Below are 16251 nucleotides of genomic sequence, written 5' to 3'. Positions count from 1 at the left end.
GCTCCGTGATATAATTCGATTCAGGAGATGATCAGATGAATGTGACTCCAAAAGTGTCGTTCCAGACGCTCAAGCGCACGAAACTCGTGGACGACGTCGTTACCCAACTGCAGAATACGATTACGAGCGGCGGCCTGAAGCACGGCGACAGAATCCCGACTGAGCCCGAGCTCATGTCGCAATTCGGCGTTGGTCGCTCGACGATCCGCGAAGCGGTAAGGGTACTCGTGCATGCCGGGCTATTGGAGAAAAAGCAAGGGTTCGGAACGTTTTTGTCCGCCGCATCCGTCATGCAGGAGCCTCTCGCGCATAGGCTGAGAAGAGCGGAAATCATGGAAGTGTACGAAGTCCGGAAAATGCTGGAGCTGGAAATTTCCCGTTTGGCCGCGGAGCGTCGCGACGAGCAGGACCTGGAAGCGATGCGCCGTCATCTGGATTCGCGCCAAGCCGCACTGGACAAAGGAGACACGAGCGCCTATCTCAATGCCGACGTCGAGTTCCATAACGCCGTGGCCGTAGCTAGCAAGAACAACGTAGCTATCGATCTGTACCGGACGTTCTCGTCCGTGTTGCGCGAGACGTTATCAAACCTGGCCAAGGACGATGAGGTACACGATCCGCACGTGCTTTTCCACGAGAAATTGTACGAAGCGATCAAGGAGAAGGACGTTGCCGAGGCGGAACTGTGGACGAAAAGGAACTTGGACGGCACGGTCGAGCAACTCAAGATCAAACTGGATTAACGCGCGGAAAGGCGATTAGCGAAGGCATGCCAGCCTTTCCGCGCCATTAAACATCAGATGATATGACGAAAGGAAGAAAGCGACATGAACGCAAACACCAACGTTGCAAGCGCCGGTAACCTGAGCCCAACTGCCAACTCCAGCGCCCAACAGATGAAGACGGTATACTCGATTTTGTTTTCCATCAGCCTAGTGCACTTATTGAACGATTCCGTTCAGTCCGTTATTCCGGCGATATTCCCGATTCTCCAAGAGTCGATGAAGCTTAGCTTCGCGCAGATCGGATGGATCGCTTTTACCGTAAACATTACGGCATCGTTGCTGCAGCCGCTTATCGGCTTATATACCGACAAAAAACCGATGCCCTATCTGCTTCCGGCAGGAGTCTTGTTCTCGCTGATCGGCATGGCGGTATTAGCCTACGCGGGAACTTATGGCTTCGTGCTCTTGTCCGTCGTTTTTATCGGCTTAGGCTCGGCGGTTCTGCACCCCGAGGCTTCGCGAGTGGCCTATATGGCCGCGGGTCCGCGAAGAGGCTTGGCGCAGTCGATTTTCCAGACGGGGGGCAACATCGGCCAAGCGCTCGCGCCTGTTTTCACCGCGCTTATTTTCGTGCCCTTCGGTCAATTCGGAATTATTTGGTTTACGATCGCCGCAGCGGTCGCTTGCGTCGTGCAAGTCTACGTCGCGAGGTGGTACAAAGGCTACATTGCCCGCCAAGCGGCAAGACCGAGGAAAGTCGTCGAGAAGAAGGCGTTGCCTAGAAAAACGATTGCATACGCAATGACGATTCTGATCATGCTGCTATTCTCCAAATTCGTGTACGTGGCTAGCATGACGGGGTTCTTCGCGTTTTATTTAATCGACTACCATCACATTTCGAAGGAATACGCGCAAGTATTCATTTTCGCGTTGCTGGCCGCGGGAGCGGTCGGGACGTTCATGGGCGGACCGCTGGCGGATCGTTTCGGCAGACGAAACATGATCTGGTTCTCGATTCTGGGCACGGCTCCGTTCTCGCTATTGCTTCCGTATGCGAATCTCTTCTGGACGGTCGTTCTGTGCATTTGCATCGGATTTATCCTTCTTTCGGGGTTCTCGGTTATCGTCGTATACGCGCAAGAGCTGCTTCCGGGCATGGTAGGTACGGTGTCGGGGTTGTTCTTCGGCTTGGCGTTCGGTCTCGGGGGTGTCGGATCGGTACTGCTTGGAACGCTCGCGGACGCGACGAGCATCGGGTTCGTCATTAAGCTGAGCGCGTTCCTGCCGTTAATCGGACTGTTGGCGGTCTTCTTGCCGACGGACCGTAAGCTTAACCTAGCCGAATAATTCCGCGTTCGCAAAAATAAAACTCCGGCATAGGCCGCTTATTCGCCCCATATTCTCTAGCATAAGGCCGATAGGCGATGCGGGAGATGGGACGATGAGAGCAATGGGAAAGAGCCGATTCGGCGGCAAGTGGTTGCTGGCAGTAGCTTGCGCCGCGGCGGTATTCGCGCTCGGAGCGGGTGGACAAACCTACGCGGCTTCTTCGACGAACAATACGAAGGAGACGGCGGAAGCCGCGACTAATGGCAAGACGGTCTACTTGACGTTCGACGATGGACCGAGCGCGTTAACCGGTCAAGTACTCGATATTTTGCGCAAAGCGAAGATCAAGGCTACGTTTTTCGTTGTGGGGAATCAGGTGGAAAGTCGTCCGAAGCTGCTTGAGCGCATCGCGAAGGAAGGCCATTCCATTGGCAACCACTCGTATGACCACGTGTATAAGGAGCTCTATGGCGACTTCAAGGCTTTCGCCGAGCAAGTCGTTAAGACGGAGGGAATCATCGAACGCACGGCTGGGGTAAAGACGAGACTTCTTCGCGCGCCCGGGGGTACCTTCGGCAATTTCGACTCCGCTTACTTCGACGCGTTGAAGGCCGCCGGTTACATCGTCGTCGATTGGAACGTGGATAGCGGGGATTCCAAAAGACGGAGCGTACCGGCTTCAGAGATCATAGAAAATGTTACCAACTCCAGGCTTACGTCCAAAATGATCGTGCTCATGCACGATGGGTCCGGGCATGGGCAGACGGTTAAGGCTTTGCCTGCGATCATTCAATATTTTGCGAAGAAGGGTTATACTTTTGCGCCCCTTACCGATCAAGTAAAACCGGTGACGTTCCGAATCGCACCGCAGATCAAGTGGAAGCGAATCAATCCCACCCTAGCGGACGCGGTCTCATGGCTTGGAGGCCAAGGAGCCGCGCTCGCCAACGTATCCCCCCAACCGGAAGATAGAGTTGCCGAACCCAAGCTGGAAGCGGCAGCGAAAGCCGTCGTTCCGGAAGAGTCTCCGCCTTCGTCCGAGCGCCCGTCTCCCGAGCCGACGCCCGTCTCCTCGCCTTGACGCTGTCGAAGCGGCAAAGCTATAATAGCTACAATTGATTTTACCCCGTACGCTCAGGAGGCTCGGTTTACCCAGTGACTACTAATCAACATGAAATGATCGTCGTTTTGGATTTCGGAGGCCAGTATAACCAATTAATCGCCCGTCGTATTCGCGATTTGGGCGTGTACAGCGAACTGCTGCCGTTTAACACTTCGGTCGAGAAAATCCGCCAATTGCAACCGAAGGGCATCGTGTTCTCGGGAGGTCCCGCCAGCGTATACGCGGAGGGCGCCCCGCACGTTGATCCCGCGGTGTACGACTTGGGCATTCCGATCTTCGGTATTTGTTACGGAATGCAGCTTATTACTCATCAGAACGGCGGTAAGGTCGAGGCTGCGCATAAGCGCGAATACGGCAAATCGGACGTCGATTTCGTAGAAGGTTCCGCGTTGGTGAGCGGACTGTCCAACCGTCAGACGGTTTGGATGAGCCACGGGGACCATGTGACGGAGATGCCGGCCGGATTCCGCGTCGACGCGAGCACGGAGCACGCTCCGATCGCCGCGATGAGCGACGTATCCCGCAATCTGTACGCGGTGCAATTCCATCCGGAGGTTCGCCATTCCGTTCACGGCAACGAAATGATCCGCAACTTCCTGTTCGAAGTCTGCGGATGCCGCGGCGATTGGACGATGGGATCGTTCATCGACGATATGGTCCAGGAGATTCGCAACGAAGTCGGCGACAAAAAAGTTCTATGCGCCCTGTCGGGCGGAGTAGATTCTTCCGTCGTAGCCATTTTGATCCACAAAGCGATCGGCGAGCAACTGACTTGCATGTTTATCGACCACGGCTTGCTGCGCAAAGGCGAAGCGGAGAGCGTCATGGAGACGTTCGTCGGCAAATTCGGAATGAACGTCGTGAAGATCGACGCGAGCGAACGTTTCCTCGGCAACCTGAAGGGCGTAGAAGATCCGGAGAAAAAACGCAAAATCATCGGCAACGATTTTATACGCGTGTTCGAGGAAGAGTCCGCGCAATTCGATGACTTCACTTTCCTCGCGCAAGGCACGCTGTACACCGATATCGTGGAGAGCGGCACGGCTACGGCGCAGACGATCAAGTCTCACCATAACGTCGGCGGTTTGCCGGAAGACATGAAGTTCAAGCTGATCGAACCGCTGAAGACGCTGTTCAAGGACGAAGTTCGCAAGGTCGGCGCCGAGTGCGGCTTACCGGAAGCGATCGTCATGCGTCAGCCGTTCCCGGGGCCGGGTCTCGCGATCCGCGTACTCGGCGAAGTTACGGAGGACAAGCTGGAGATCGTACGCGAATCCGACGCCATTCTGCGCGACGAGATCGCCAAAGCGGGCTTGGACCGCGAGATCTGGCAGTACTTCACGGCGCTGCCGGGCATGAAGAGCGTCGGCGTCATGGGCGACGAACGCACGTATTCCCACACCGTCGGCATTCGCGCCGTAACCTCGATCGACGGCATGACCGCCGATTGGGCAAGAATTCCGTTCGACGTGCTGGAGAAGGTGTCCAACCGCATCGTCAACGAAGTGAAGAACGTCAATCGGATCGTTTACGACATCACGTCGAAACCTCCGGCCACGATCGAGTGGGAGTAAATGGACCAAAGTAGCGAAGAAGCCCGCGGAGTTAAACTCTGCGGGCTTCTTGCGTTTTTCGGAGCTTGGTAAGCGTAGTTAGTCGTCGAAAGCGAGTAATTCGGTAAAATGCGTGCGTGCGAGGGAGAGTTAGTCGTTCAAAGCGAGTAATTCAGGGAAATGCGTGTGTACGAGGGAGAGTTAGTCGTTCAAAGCGAGTAATTCGGGGAAATGCATTCGTGCGAGGGAGAGTTGGTCGTCCAAAACGAGTAATTCGGGGAAATGCATTCGTGCGAGGGAGAGTTAGTCGTCGAAAGCGAGTAATTCGGGGAAATGCATTCGTGCGAGGGAGAGTTAGTCGTCCAAAACGAGTAATTCGGGGAAATGCTTGCGTGCGAGGGAGAGTTAGTCGTCGAAAGCGAGTAATTCGGGGGAATGCATTCGTGCGAGGGAGAATTAGTCGTCCAAAACCAGTAATCCTCCGTATGCCACGCACCCAAAACGGAGTGGTTTATAGTAATAAATTCCCATGTTGATGTCTGCCTTGTTTTCGCATTCAATGGAAGTAAACCGCTATCATTAATGAAATAACCGTAAATCCCGAACATATTTCTGATGCCTCGGGTCGAATATTCGTAAATAACCGTTGACAGACTAGGTACTAGCACCTAGAATAAGTTTTGACATAACAACTGAATAACTTTTCGTATAATCCCGGGAATCGGCCCGGGAGTCTCTACGAGGTCACCGCAAATGATCTGTCTACGGAAAGGGAAAATTCATTGCAAGGGGAAGCGCGCGCTCCTCGTTTGCATTGTTTTCTTCCCGGTTGTGCGGAACCTAGAAGAGTCTTCTTCTAGGTTTTTTGTATGTTTTGACTTGGTTTTCCACATTCATCTAAACACTGAAGGGAGAGTTTATGGGAACATGGAACGTTTCTTTAAGCTAAAAGAACTGGGAACGAACGTACGCACGGAGATCATGGCTGGTTTAACTACATTTATGACGATGGCGTACATTTTGGCGGTTAACCCGAATACGCTTAGCGCGTTCGGTTCGGGAGCGACAGGCGGGGAATGGTACCCGATTTTCTTGGCAACCGCGTTGGCTGCAGGTATTTTCACGATTTTGATGGGGTTGTTCGTGAACTTCCCTGTTGCGTTGGCACCCGGCATGGGACTTAACGCGTATTTCGCATCCGTTATCCTGAGCTCTTCGGCAACGGGCAAACCGATTACTTTCGAAATCGCTTTGACGGCCGTCTTTATTTCAGGTTTGATTTTTATTCTTCTCACGATTACGAAAATTCGCCAGATGCTGCTCGTCGCGATGCCGGACAGCTTGAAACACGCAATTACGGTCGGTATCGGTCTATTCATCGCGATTATCGGATTAAAGAACAGCGGATTGCTGACCGTCGGAGTAGAATCCGTCAGCGATATTTCCAAAGGCAAGTTCACCGACGTCGCGTTCTTCGAAACGATATTCCATATGGGCTCGTTGGAAAATCATAACGTTCAGCTCGTATTAATCGGTTTGGTCATTATTTCGGTTCTTATGGTTCTTCGCGTTAAAGGAGCGATTCTGTTCGGAATTCTCGGAACGACTCTGATCGGTATCATTTTCGGTTCGACTTACGTTCCGACGACGATCAATACGGACGTTACGCCATGGATGCCGGATCTGAGCCAAGTCGCGTTCGCGAATTTCGATTGGGACGGCGTCATGCAAACCGGATTAATCTCCATCGTCGTTACGTTCACGTTCGTAGAATTGTTCGATACTTTCGGCACATTGGTCGGTACTGCTAACCGTGCAGGCTTGATGAAAGATCCGGTCGAGGGCAACAAGCGCGTCGGCAAAGCAATGCTCGTCGATGCCGTTGCGGTAAGCGGCGGGGCGTTACTCGGTACTAGCACGACAACGGCATACGTCGAAAGCGCAGCAGGCGTCGCGGAAGGCGGTCGTACGGGTTTGACTGCGGTATCGACGGGCGTACTCTTCTTGCTTTCCTTGTTCCTGGCTCCGCTCGTGAATCTGATCCCGGGTTCCGCAACGGCTGCAGCCCTGATTATCGTTGGTTTGTTGATGCTGCAATCCATCAAGAATATCGACTTCGAAGATTATACGATCGCAATTCCGTCGTACTTAACGATCATCTTGATGCCGTTCACGTACAACATCGCCAATGGTATCTCGTTCGGTATCGTTACTTACGTTGTGCTCGCGGGACTTGCTAACGCATTCGGGAAAGGCAAACATAAAGTCCACTGGCTCATGTGGATTCTGGCGATCTTGGTCGTCGCGCGTTACGCCTTTATCGGCTCGCAAGGCTAAGCTGCAGCATTAATGGACCGAAAGGTTCATGGCATAAATCAACCCCGTTTCACTTCCGGATCGACGGAGGTGGGGCGGGGTTTTAATTTGATTGAAGGTTCGGCAAATCGTCGCTAGCTGATCGATCGTGACCTTGATGGTATAATCAGTTCGTAAGGTGAACAAAAGTACTTCCATGGAGGAGCATATGAGCCGAGCATTTTATAAAATATTGGAAGAGAACCCCGTTATTCCGGGAATCAAGGACGACGAAGGACTAAAATCGGTCGCGGCCAACGAGAGCAGGATCGTGTTCGTCTTGTACGGAAACGTGATGAACGTCGCGAATATCGTAAAGAAGCTGAAGGATGACGGTAAAATCGTATTCGTCAACGTCGATCTCATCGAAGGCTTTTCAAGCAAGGAAATCGTCGTCGAATTCATGAAGCATCATACCGAAGCGGACGGCATTCTCAGCTCCAAAGCGGCGATGATCAAAGCGGCCAAAGCTCAAGGGCTGCTTACGATTCACAGGCTCTTCCTGATCGACTCGTTCTCCTTCCGCAACATAGAGAAGCAAATCCAGATCTCGCAACCGGATTGCATCGAAACGTTGCCGGGCGGGATGCCCAAGGTTATTTCTTGGGTCGCGGAGATGGTTAATATCCCGATCATCGCGGGCGGGCTCGTCTGCGATAAAGAAGATGTCGTAGCCGCATTAAAAGCGGGAGCTACGGCGATCTCGTCGACGAACGTCAGCGTGTGGTCGATGTGACGATGTAACCGTTTTCGAATTTCGAATTGACAAAACGCCGAGCGTAAGCTAAATTGAAATTAAATTACTAGCGGAGAGAGAAAAGTAATTTTCTACAGGAGAATTCTGTGGAAATTTGCTTTTCTCTCTCCTTTTTTACGTTTAGGCGACCATTCGCGAGGAAACATGGAATAAGAACTTTGACCGAGGGGGCAGCGATATGGCAGTAACGGATTTTTCGATGGATTTTTTCTCTCTGAAAGGCAAGAACGCCATCGTCACGGGAGGAAACACGGGACTGGGGCAGACGTTCGCGCTCGCGCTCGCTAAAGCCGGCGCCAATATATTCGTCCCGAGCCTGATGGAAGACGACGGCACGACGCGGAAGTTGATCGAAGCCGAAGGCGTCCGCATGGCGTTCATGAAAGCCGACATTACCGAGAAGGGCACGGCGAAGCGCATTATCGACGGCTGCGCCGAAGCTTTCGGTTCGGTCGACATTCTGGTGAACAGCGCGGGCATATGCAAATTGGCTCCGGTCGAAGAATTCGGCCGGGAGCAATGGGATCCGATGATCGCGGTCAACCTGACGGCGGCATTCGAACTCAGTTACGAGGCATCGAAGCAAATGATTCCGCAACGGAGCGGTAAAATTATCAACATTTGTTCCTTATTCTCGTACCTCGGCGGGCAATGGTCTCCGGCTTATGCCGCAACCAAGCACGGCCTGGCGGGTTTCACGAAAGCGTATTGCGACGAGCTAGCGCAATACAATATTCAGGTCAACGGCATCGCCCCGGGCTATTACGCGACGGACATTACGCTCCAGACGCGAAGCAACCCGGAAACCAACAAACGGGTGTTGGATCACATACCGGCGAACCGTTGGGGCGAATCGCTCGATTTGATGGGGGCGACTGTGTACTTGGCCAGCAGGGCGTCCGATTACGTGAACGGCCACTTGCTCGTAGTAGACGGAGGATATCTCGTCCGTTAACCGATAATCCTTTACGGTTTTCATCCAGCGTCATCAACTATCGTTAACGAAAAAAGGAGAATGGCAAATATGAGTCTTTCCAGAAACGAAATCGTAAATCATTTGATCGGCATCGTCGGCAAGGAGCGCGTCATTACGGACGAGAACGTCCTGAAGGAAAGCAGCATCGACCGCTTCCGCAAATACGAGAGCATCTGCGGCGTATTCACCCGTCCGATTCCGGCGGCGGTCGTCAAAGTCAAAAGCACGGAAGAAGTAGCCAAAGTGCTGAAGTTCATGAACGACAACAACTTGAACGCGGTTCCGAGAACGGGCGGATCGGCCACGGAAGGCGGTCTGGAAACGGCAGTCAAAGATTCGGTCGTCATCGACGGCTCCGGCATGAACGAGATCATCAAAATCGATACGTACAATATGCTGGTTACCGCGCAGTGCGGCGTAAATCTGGAGCGTTTGGAAAACGAGTTGCGCGCCCAAGGCTATACGACTGGACATTCTCCGCAATCGAAACCGCTTGCCCAAATGGGCGGTCTCGTCGCGACGCGGAGCATCGGACAATTCTCGACGCTGTACGGCGGAATCGAGGATATGGTCGTCGGTCTGGAAGCCGTGTTCCCGAACGGCGAAACGACGCGGATCAAGAACGTGCCCCGCAGAGCCGCGGGCCCGGACATTCGCCACGTCATCATCGGCAACGAAGGCGCGTTGTGCTATATTACGGAAGTGACCGTCAAAATCTTCAAGTACATGCCGGAAAACAATATCCTCATCGGCTACACGCTCGATAACATGAAAACCGGCTTCGAGGTTCTGCGCGAAGTGATGGTGAACGGCTACCGTCCATCCGTAGCTCGCCTGTACGATCCGGAAGACGGCGCTTATCATTTCTCGCGTTTCTCGGGAGGACGTTGCGTCCTGATTTTCATGGCGGAAGGTCCGAAGGCGATCGCGGAGGCGACGGCCGCGGCCATTACGGAGATCATCGAGAAGCACGAAGAGTGTAAGCCCGTTGAAACGAGATACATCCAGGAATGGTTCGACCATCTCAACTGGGATCCGAAGAAGGTCGCCGAAGAGCGCGTCGAAATCCGCGAAACGCAAAATCTCGGTTTCACGACGGAAGTATCCGGCAACTGGGACATCATCAATGCGATTTACGAGAACAGCATCGCCCGCATTCGCAAGGAAATTCCCGATCTCACGTTGTTGGGCGGACATTCCTCCCATAGCTATTTGAACGGAACGAACATGTATTTCGTCTACTATTACAATCTCGTCGATATTCGACCGGAACAGGAAATTACCAAATATCACATGCCGATTCAAGATATCATCGTCGAAGAGACGCTGAAGGCGGGCGGCTCCATGTGCCACCACCACGGAGTCGGCAAATACAGATCTCATTTCATCGAGCAGGAGTACGGTTCTTCCTACTACGTGCTGGACACGCTCAAAAAAGCGTTCGATCCGAAAGGCATTATGAACGCGGGAACGATTATTCCGATCAAATGAACGGACGGATGACATGGAAAACAAATATATAATCGGCGTGGATGGGGGCTCCCAAAGCTCGAAGGTCGTCATCTTCGATCTTAAGGGAAATATCGTCAGCGAAGGAAAGCAGCCGCTCAAACCGATGATTATGCGGAAGCCTGGTTACGTAGAGCATCCGGACGACGACCTGTGGGATTCGATCGTCGTCGCGAGCCGGGAAGCGATGGCTCGTTTCCCCGGCAAACCCGAGGATATCATCGGGATGGGGCTATGCACGATCCGTTTCTGCCGGGTGCTGCTGCAAGCCGACGGAACGCTCGCATCTCCCGTCATGAGCTGGATGGATGTCCGAGTCTCCAAGCCATACGAGCACGAGAACGATAACGTCAAATACGTCACCACGACGACCGGCTACATGACTCATCGGTTTACCGGCCGGTTTAACGATACCGCCGCGAATTATCAAGGCCAGTGGCCGATCGACACGGATACTTGGCAGTGGAGCGAAGACGAAGAGATTATCAGAAGCAAAAACATCCCGCGCGACATGCTGTTCGATTTGCATATGCCGGGTACGATACTCGGAAGCGTGTGCGCGGAAGCGGCTCGGGCGACCGGGTTTCCGGAAGGACTTCCCGTCATCGCGTCGGCGAACGATAAAGCGGTAGAGGCTTTGGGAGCCGGATCACTAAGCGGCAATACCGCGCTCGTGTCGTTGGGCACGTACATTGCCGCCATGGTTCACGGGCCTACTAATCCGAAAGACGCGAAAAACTTTTGGGTGAATTTCGCTTCCTTGCCTAACGGTTATCTCTATGAAAGCAATGGCATCCGAAGGGGAATGTGGACGGTCAGTTGGTTCGAGAAGCTGTTGGGCGACGAAATCGCGTTGAAGGCGAAAGCGTTAGGCATGATCGCGGAAGAGTATTTGAACCGGGAAGCCGAGAAGGTTCCGGCCGGCAGTAACGGCTTGATGACGGTAATGGATTGGCTGGCTTCGGCGAACGAGCCGTTCAAGAAGGGGCTAATGATCGGCTTCGACGGGCGGCATACGGGTGCTCATATGTATCGCTCCATTTTGGAAGGGATCGCGCTGACGATTAAAAATCACGCGGATGCGATGACTCAAGAACTCGATATCCGTTTGGATCGTCTCATTATCTCGGGCGGCGGCTCGAACAGTTCCCTCTTCATGCAAATTTTCGCCGACGTGTTCGGCATTCCAACTTCCAGGAACATCGTAACGGGCTCCGCAAGCCTCGGCGCCGCCATATGCGTCGCGGTCGCTCTAGGCGCTTATGACAATTACGAGACAGCGATTAAACAAATGGTGAATGTCCGGGATACTTTTCTGCCCGATCCTGAGCATACGTCGCTGTATCGTAAAATGAACGATGAAGTGTATCGCCATTTGACGACTTACACGGACGAAGTTCTGAAGAAGTCTTATCCGATTTTCGGTTGAAGCAAACGACGATAATCCTCCCGAAGCCGCAACCGGGGGGATTGTTCGTTGTCCGTATCCGGGGCGAACAGGGATGATTACGGCAGTTGTCTAATAGGAGTCGCGAGGTGTACAATGCACGTATGAAAATGACCCGTAAATACTTGCTCGTCTTCATCCTCGTTCTCGTTTTTCCGACGCTGGCCATCCATCAGGGAATCGTTCGTTATTCCGAGAAGGTCATGCAGCGCAACATTATCGAGAACAACGAAATCATGGCCGAGCTGATCGTCAACCGGATGAACAGCGAGATCAACGACGTCGTATCCCAGCTTCAACTCGTGGCCGGTTTGTCGGACCAGCATGCACTGGATCTCCCGGCGGCCTATGCGCGAGCGAAACAAGCGATTTCCAAGAGCACGATCATCCAGTCGATCTATTTCCTGGATACCGACAAGCGAATGAAATTCGAGGCGCCATTCCGACCGCAAATCGAAGGCGTCGATTTCGAATACCCGAAATTCGATCATGTTAAGTGGAGCTATACGTACGTCGTGTCGGGACTCATCTCTAACGTACGTTCGGAGAAATCCGTAACGGTCGCTATACCCGTCTTCTATGACGATCGCCGCTTCCAAGGCGCGCTCGTCGCCGAACTCAGCCGTAACTTTCTATCGAATATTTTGCGTAGCACGAGCGAGACTCGCGAAGGCTTCGGCTTCATGATCGACGATGAGGGCCGCGTCATCGCATCGACCGCGGACGACGATTGGAACCTCGACTTCTCCGGAGAACCGATCGTCAAGCTGCTCCTCCGGGGAGATTCCGGATCGGTTCAGGAAGCGTACCGGGGCACGCAAAGCGTCATGACTTATCAGACAATGCGCGAAAACTGGGGGCTCGCGCTCGGCGTTCCGGAGAGATTCGCTTTCGCGCCCGTGCAAACGCTTTCGACGGCACTCACATATAGCTATCTCTGCTTCTTCGCCTTTATAATTTGTTTGATTCTGATCGGGGGCAGGCAAATCATCGTGCCGATCCTCAGGTTGACGAAGTTCGCCCAGCGAATCCAAAGCCAGAAGGCACAAGCATCGCTTCCCGAACCGTTAATGAAACGCAAGGACGAGATCGGGGAACTGATCAGGGCGCTCCAGGACATGAGCGAGCGCGTCAACCGTTCCCATCGCTTCCAGCAGGAAATTATCGAGGGGATACCTTACGCTTTGATAACGATAAACGGACGAGGCGAGGTGACCCGCGTCAACCGGAAGTGGGTCAATATGTTCGGGTCGTCGGAGTCGGAATGGGAAGGCAAACGGCTGTCGGAGCTACCGGCGTATGACTTCCTTACGATGCGTGCCGAGGAGCAAGAAGCGACATGGACCGGCGCGGACGGCGCCTCGCGAATACTGAAGGTCGTCAGCGCTTCGTTCTATGACGGGGTACTCGCCGTCGTTCAGGATATTTCCCAGATTCGGATGCTGGAAGCCCACGTAAAACAAAGCGAGCAATTGGCGTTGATCGGCCAGATTACGACGGGCATCGCGCACGAGCTCAAAAATCCGCTGGCCGTTCTGTCCAGCTCTTCCGAACTGCTGAAGGAGGAGTTGGAGCTGAGCCCCGATTCGGAGTGGGTTCCGACGCTCGTTAACGACATCGACGGCGAGATCGGCCGGATGACGTCCATCGTGAACGAATTTCTGACGTTGGCTAGAACGAAGCAAGAGAAAGCAGGGCCTGCCCATTTGGACCGGCTACTCGACCGCGTGCTCCACTTGTTGCGCATCAAATTCAACGAAAAGAAAATCGAGATCAAACGGGAGTTCGAATCGGACGTTCCGGTCATCGAAGGAAACACGAACAAACTGATTCAGGTGTTCCTGAACCTGATCGTCAATAGCATGGAAGCGATGCCGGAAGGCGGCAAGATCGTTATCCGGATCGGATCGACCGAGCGAGAAGTATGGACGGAAATCGCGGACGAAGGCGAAGGCATATCGGAAGAGCATTTACGTTGGTTGTTCAATCCCTTCTTCTCTACGAAGGAGCAAGGCAGCGGTCTTGGTTTATCGATCGCAAGGGACATTATGACGGAGCATGGGGGAAGCATGGACATCTACAGCGAACCGAATAAGGGAACGACGGTCAGGTGCCGATTTCCCAGGAAGACGAAGGAGGAGCACGAATGACGACGCCGGGCATAATGATCGTGGACGACGAAATCAAGCTATGCCGCAACATTGCGTTGAAGCTGAAGCGCGAAGGTTACGTAACCTATGAGGCATACGACGGAAAAGCGGCCATACGCAAGCTTCAACAGCATCCCATACGAGTGGTCATCCTTGATTTCATGCTGACGGACATGACCGGCCTGGAGGTTCTGAAAAAAATCAAGGAGCTGTCGCCGCGAACGAGAGTATATATGCTCACGGCATACGGCAACGTAGAAAACGCCGTATTGGCGATGAAGCTGGGCGCTTCGGATTACTTGAATAAGCCGTTCGATCTGAAACAACTGGCGGATATCGTCAGGGAATCCTATCAGTCGCTCGACGACGTGACGGGCGGCGTCGTCTTCAAGAGTCCTAACATGCAAACGGTGCGAGAATTGCTGGACCGCATCGCGAGCACGGATGCTCCGGTGTTGCTTTACGGCGAGAGAGGCTCGGGAAAAACGACGCTGGCCAAATGGGTGCACGATCGCAGCAGGAACCGGAATCAGCCTTTCTTGAGCTTGAATTGCGCCTCGATGCCGGAGAAGCTGCTCGAAAAGGAATTGTTCGGAGCATCCGGCAAGGCGAAGGCGGCCGACGGGGGCACGTTGTTCCTGGACGAAATCGGCAGCCTTACGCCTCTTGTTCAAGCCCATTTGCTTCGATTGATAGAAGAGAACCGGATTATATGCCCCGACACCAACGAAATCCGCATGGTTAACGTCCGTCTGATTACCTCCTCAAGCCAGTCGCTTCTTGCGCTCGTGAAGGAAGGCCGGTTTCGGGATGATTTGTATTACCGCTTGAACCTGGTCGAGGTGGAAATTCCTTCGCTTAGGGAACGCCGCGAGGATATTCCGCTTCTCGTGCAATATAAGCTGGACCAGTTGAACGAAAAATACGAAAAGCCGCTCGCGATCTCCGACGAGCTGTTGCAACTGTTCGTCGGACTCCCTTGGCAAGGGAATATCAGCGAACTGATGAACTTGATCGAACGGATGCACCTGCTCAAGGTCAACGGCGCGCTCGAAATCAACGATTTGCCCGAATCCGTTCTTCGGAAGGCGATGAAGTCGAAAGAGGATATCGCCCTTCAGGGCCGATTGTACGACGTGCTGGAGGAAGTCGAAGAAAGAATGATCGTCGATGCCCTCGACAAGACGGGAGGAAACCAGAGCAAAGCTGCCGAGCTTCTCGGCATTTCCCGAAACGCGTTGATTTATAAAATGAAGAGGATAAGCCGATGATGCGGTTGTTACTGCCGCTCGTCTTCTGTCTGTCTCTCGTTGCTTGCCGTTCCGAACCTGCGCAGCCCTACGAATCGGCCCCTCCGAACATTCGCGGGACGATCACCCTCGGATCCAAATCGCTTACCGAACAGTATTTGCTCATGAAGATGAGCGCCCTGCTGTTGAAGGACGAAGGCTACAAGGTCAACGAGATGGTTTTCCTGGACAGCCAGGCGGTACGGACGGCGATGGAAGCGAGGGTCGCCGATTTGTACTGGGAATATACGTCGACCGCCAGAATTTATTATCACAAGCGATCTCCGTTGTACAATCCGGAAGAGTCCTATCGCGAGGTTTCGTTGGAAGACGCGAAGAAAGGAATCGTCTGGCTGCCTAAAAGCTCGTTTAACAGCAGTTGGGCTCTCCTGATGCGTAAGGACATTTCGGAGCAACTGCACATTTATAAAATCAGCGATTTGGCGAATTACATCCGAACCAAGAATCCGAAGATGAAGTTCGCTACGAATAACGAGTACTTGGGGCGCGAGGACGGTCTCGAACGACTGAAACACGTCTACGAGTTCTCGCTGTCCGCTTCCCAGGTCGTCGCGATCGAGTCAGATTTGTTGACGCAAACCGTCAAGGACGGACGGGTGGACGTAGCCGTCGGGATGGCTTCCGACCCCCGCATCAAAAAAAACGACCTGATCCTGCTGGAGGACGACCGCAAGGTGTTCCCTCCTTACGACGCAGCGCCGGTCATCCTGGAAACGACGCTAAAGCGTTATCCGGATATCGCGAGGACGCTCGAGCGATTGACGCCGTATATTACGAACGAGAACATGCTCTCTCTGATGTACCAGGTCGATATTTTGCAGAAGGATATTACGAAAACCTCGCGCGATTTTCTGATCAAAAACCATTTGCTTCAATCGTAAGCCCTTAAGCCGCGCCGCGAACCCGGATCAATCGATCCGGGTTTATTTGTCGACCGGGCAAGATGGGAAGCGCATTCATACCAGATGAATGCGCTTTCGTAAAGAGGGGCGATTGCCCAATTTTTTTACACCCATT

12 protein-coding genes and 1 riboswitch are annotated in these 16251 nt (G+C 53.3%); all 12 genes read left to right on the top strand.

The annotated features are described in order from the left end of the window. Positions 1–35 precede the first annotated feature (35 nt). The gene (locus D7Z26_RS20525) at positions 36–743 is read left to right on the top strand and encodes a FadR/GntR family transcriptional regulator (RefSeq protein WP_120978904.1); all 708 of its coding nucleotides are present in this window, start codon (positions 36–38) and stop codon (positions 741–743) included. An 84-nt stretch (positions 744–827) separates the two neighbouring features. Continuing rightward, a complete protein-coding gene (locus D7Z26_RS20520) occupies positions 828–2072 on the top strand; it encodes an MFS transporter (RefSeq protein ID WP_120978903.1) in 1245 nt (414 codons plus the stop codon). Between the two features lie 94 nt (positions 2073–2166). Next, positions 2167–3135 (top strand): polysaccharide deacetylase family protein, encoded by a 969-nt coding sequence (locus tag D7Z26_RS20515; protein ID WP_120978902.1) that lies wholly within the window; start codon positions 2167–2169, stop codon positions 3133–3135. A gap of 95 nt (positions 3136–3230) precedes the next feature. Continuing rightward, positions 3231–4751 (top strand): glutamine-hydrolyzing GMP synthase, encoded by a 1521-nt coding sequence (gene guaA, locus D7Z26_RS20510; RefSeq protein ID WP_120978901.1) that lies wholly within the window; start codon positions 3231–3233, stop codon positions 4749–4751. 663 nt (positions 4752–5414) lie between these two features. After that, positions 5415–5515, top strand: a riboswitch (purine riboswitch). A gap of 142 nt (positions 5516–5657) precedes the next feature. Beyond that, positions 5658–7067: an NCS2 family permease gene (locus D7Z26_RS20505; RefSeq protein ID WP_120978900.1), complete on the top strand. Its 1410-nt coding sequence runs from the start codon at positions 5658–5660 to the stop codon at positions 7065–7067. 187 nt (positions 7068–7254) lie between these two features. Continuing rightward, positions 7255–7821, top strand: coding sequence for a glycerol-3-phosphate responsive antiterminator (locus D7Z26_RS20500; protein ID WP_120978899.1), 567 nt, complete (start codon positions 7255–7257; stop codon positions 7819–7821). Positions 7822–8020: 199 nt separating this feature from the next. Next, positions 8021–8797, top strand: a complete 777-nt coding sequence (locus tag D7Z26_RS20495) for an SDR family oxidoreductase (protein ID WP_199731751.1) — start codon at positions 8021–8023, stop codon at positions 8795–8797. A gap of 69 nt (positions 8798–8866) precedes the next feature. Beyond that, entirely contained in the window at positions 8867–10309 is a 1443-nt protein-coding gene (locus D7Z26_RS20490; protein WP_120978898.1) for an FAD-binding oxidoreductase, read from the top strand. Between the two features lie 13 nt (positions 10310–10322). Beyond that, positions 10323–11756 carry an FGGY-family carbohydrate kinase gene (locus D7Z26_RS20485; protein WP_120978897.1) on the top strand — a complete coding sequence of 478 codons (1434 nt, stop codon included), beginning with the start codon at positions 10323–10325 and terminating at the stop codon, positions 11754–11756. Between the two features lie 107 nt (positions 11757–11863). Then, positions 11864–13924, top strand: a complete 2061-nt coding sequence (locus D7Z26_RS20480) for a PAS domain-containing sensor histidine kinase (protein WP_147423880.1) — start codon at positions 11864–11866, stop codon at positions 13922–13924. Continuing rightward, complete coding sequence (locus D7Z26_RS20475) at positions 13921–15195, top strand: sigma-54-dependent transcriptional regulator (RefSeq protein WP_120978895.1); 1275 nt, start codon at positions 13921–13923, stop codon at positions 15193–15195. The genes D7Z26_RS20480 and D7Z26_RS20475 overlap by 4 nt, the downstream gene beginning before the upstream one ends. Continuing rightward, positions 15192–16115, top strand: coding sequence for an ABC transporter substrate-binding protein (locus tag D7Z26_RS20470; RefSeq protein WP_120978894.1), 924 nt, complete (start codon positions 15192–15194; stop codon positions 16113–16115). Before D7Z26_RS20475 ends, D7Z26_RS20470 begins: the two co-directional genes overlap by 4 nt. The last annotated feature ends 136 nt before the right edge of the window (positions 16116–16251 follow it).

The sequence above is a fragment of the Cohnella endophytica genome (genome assembly GCF_003628305.1).
GTDB classification, from domain to species: domain Bacteria; phylum Bacillota; class Bacilli; order Paenibacillales; family Paenibacillaceae; genus Cohnella; species Cohnella endophytica.
The sequence above is the reverse complement of the archived record's forward strand: the minus strand, read 5'-3'. Positions and strand labels throughout refer to the sequence as shown.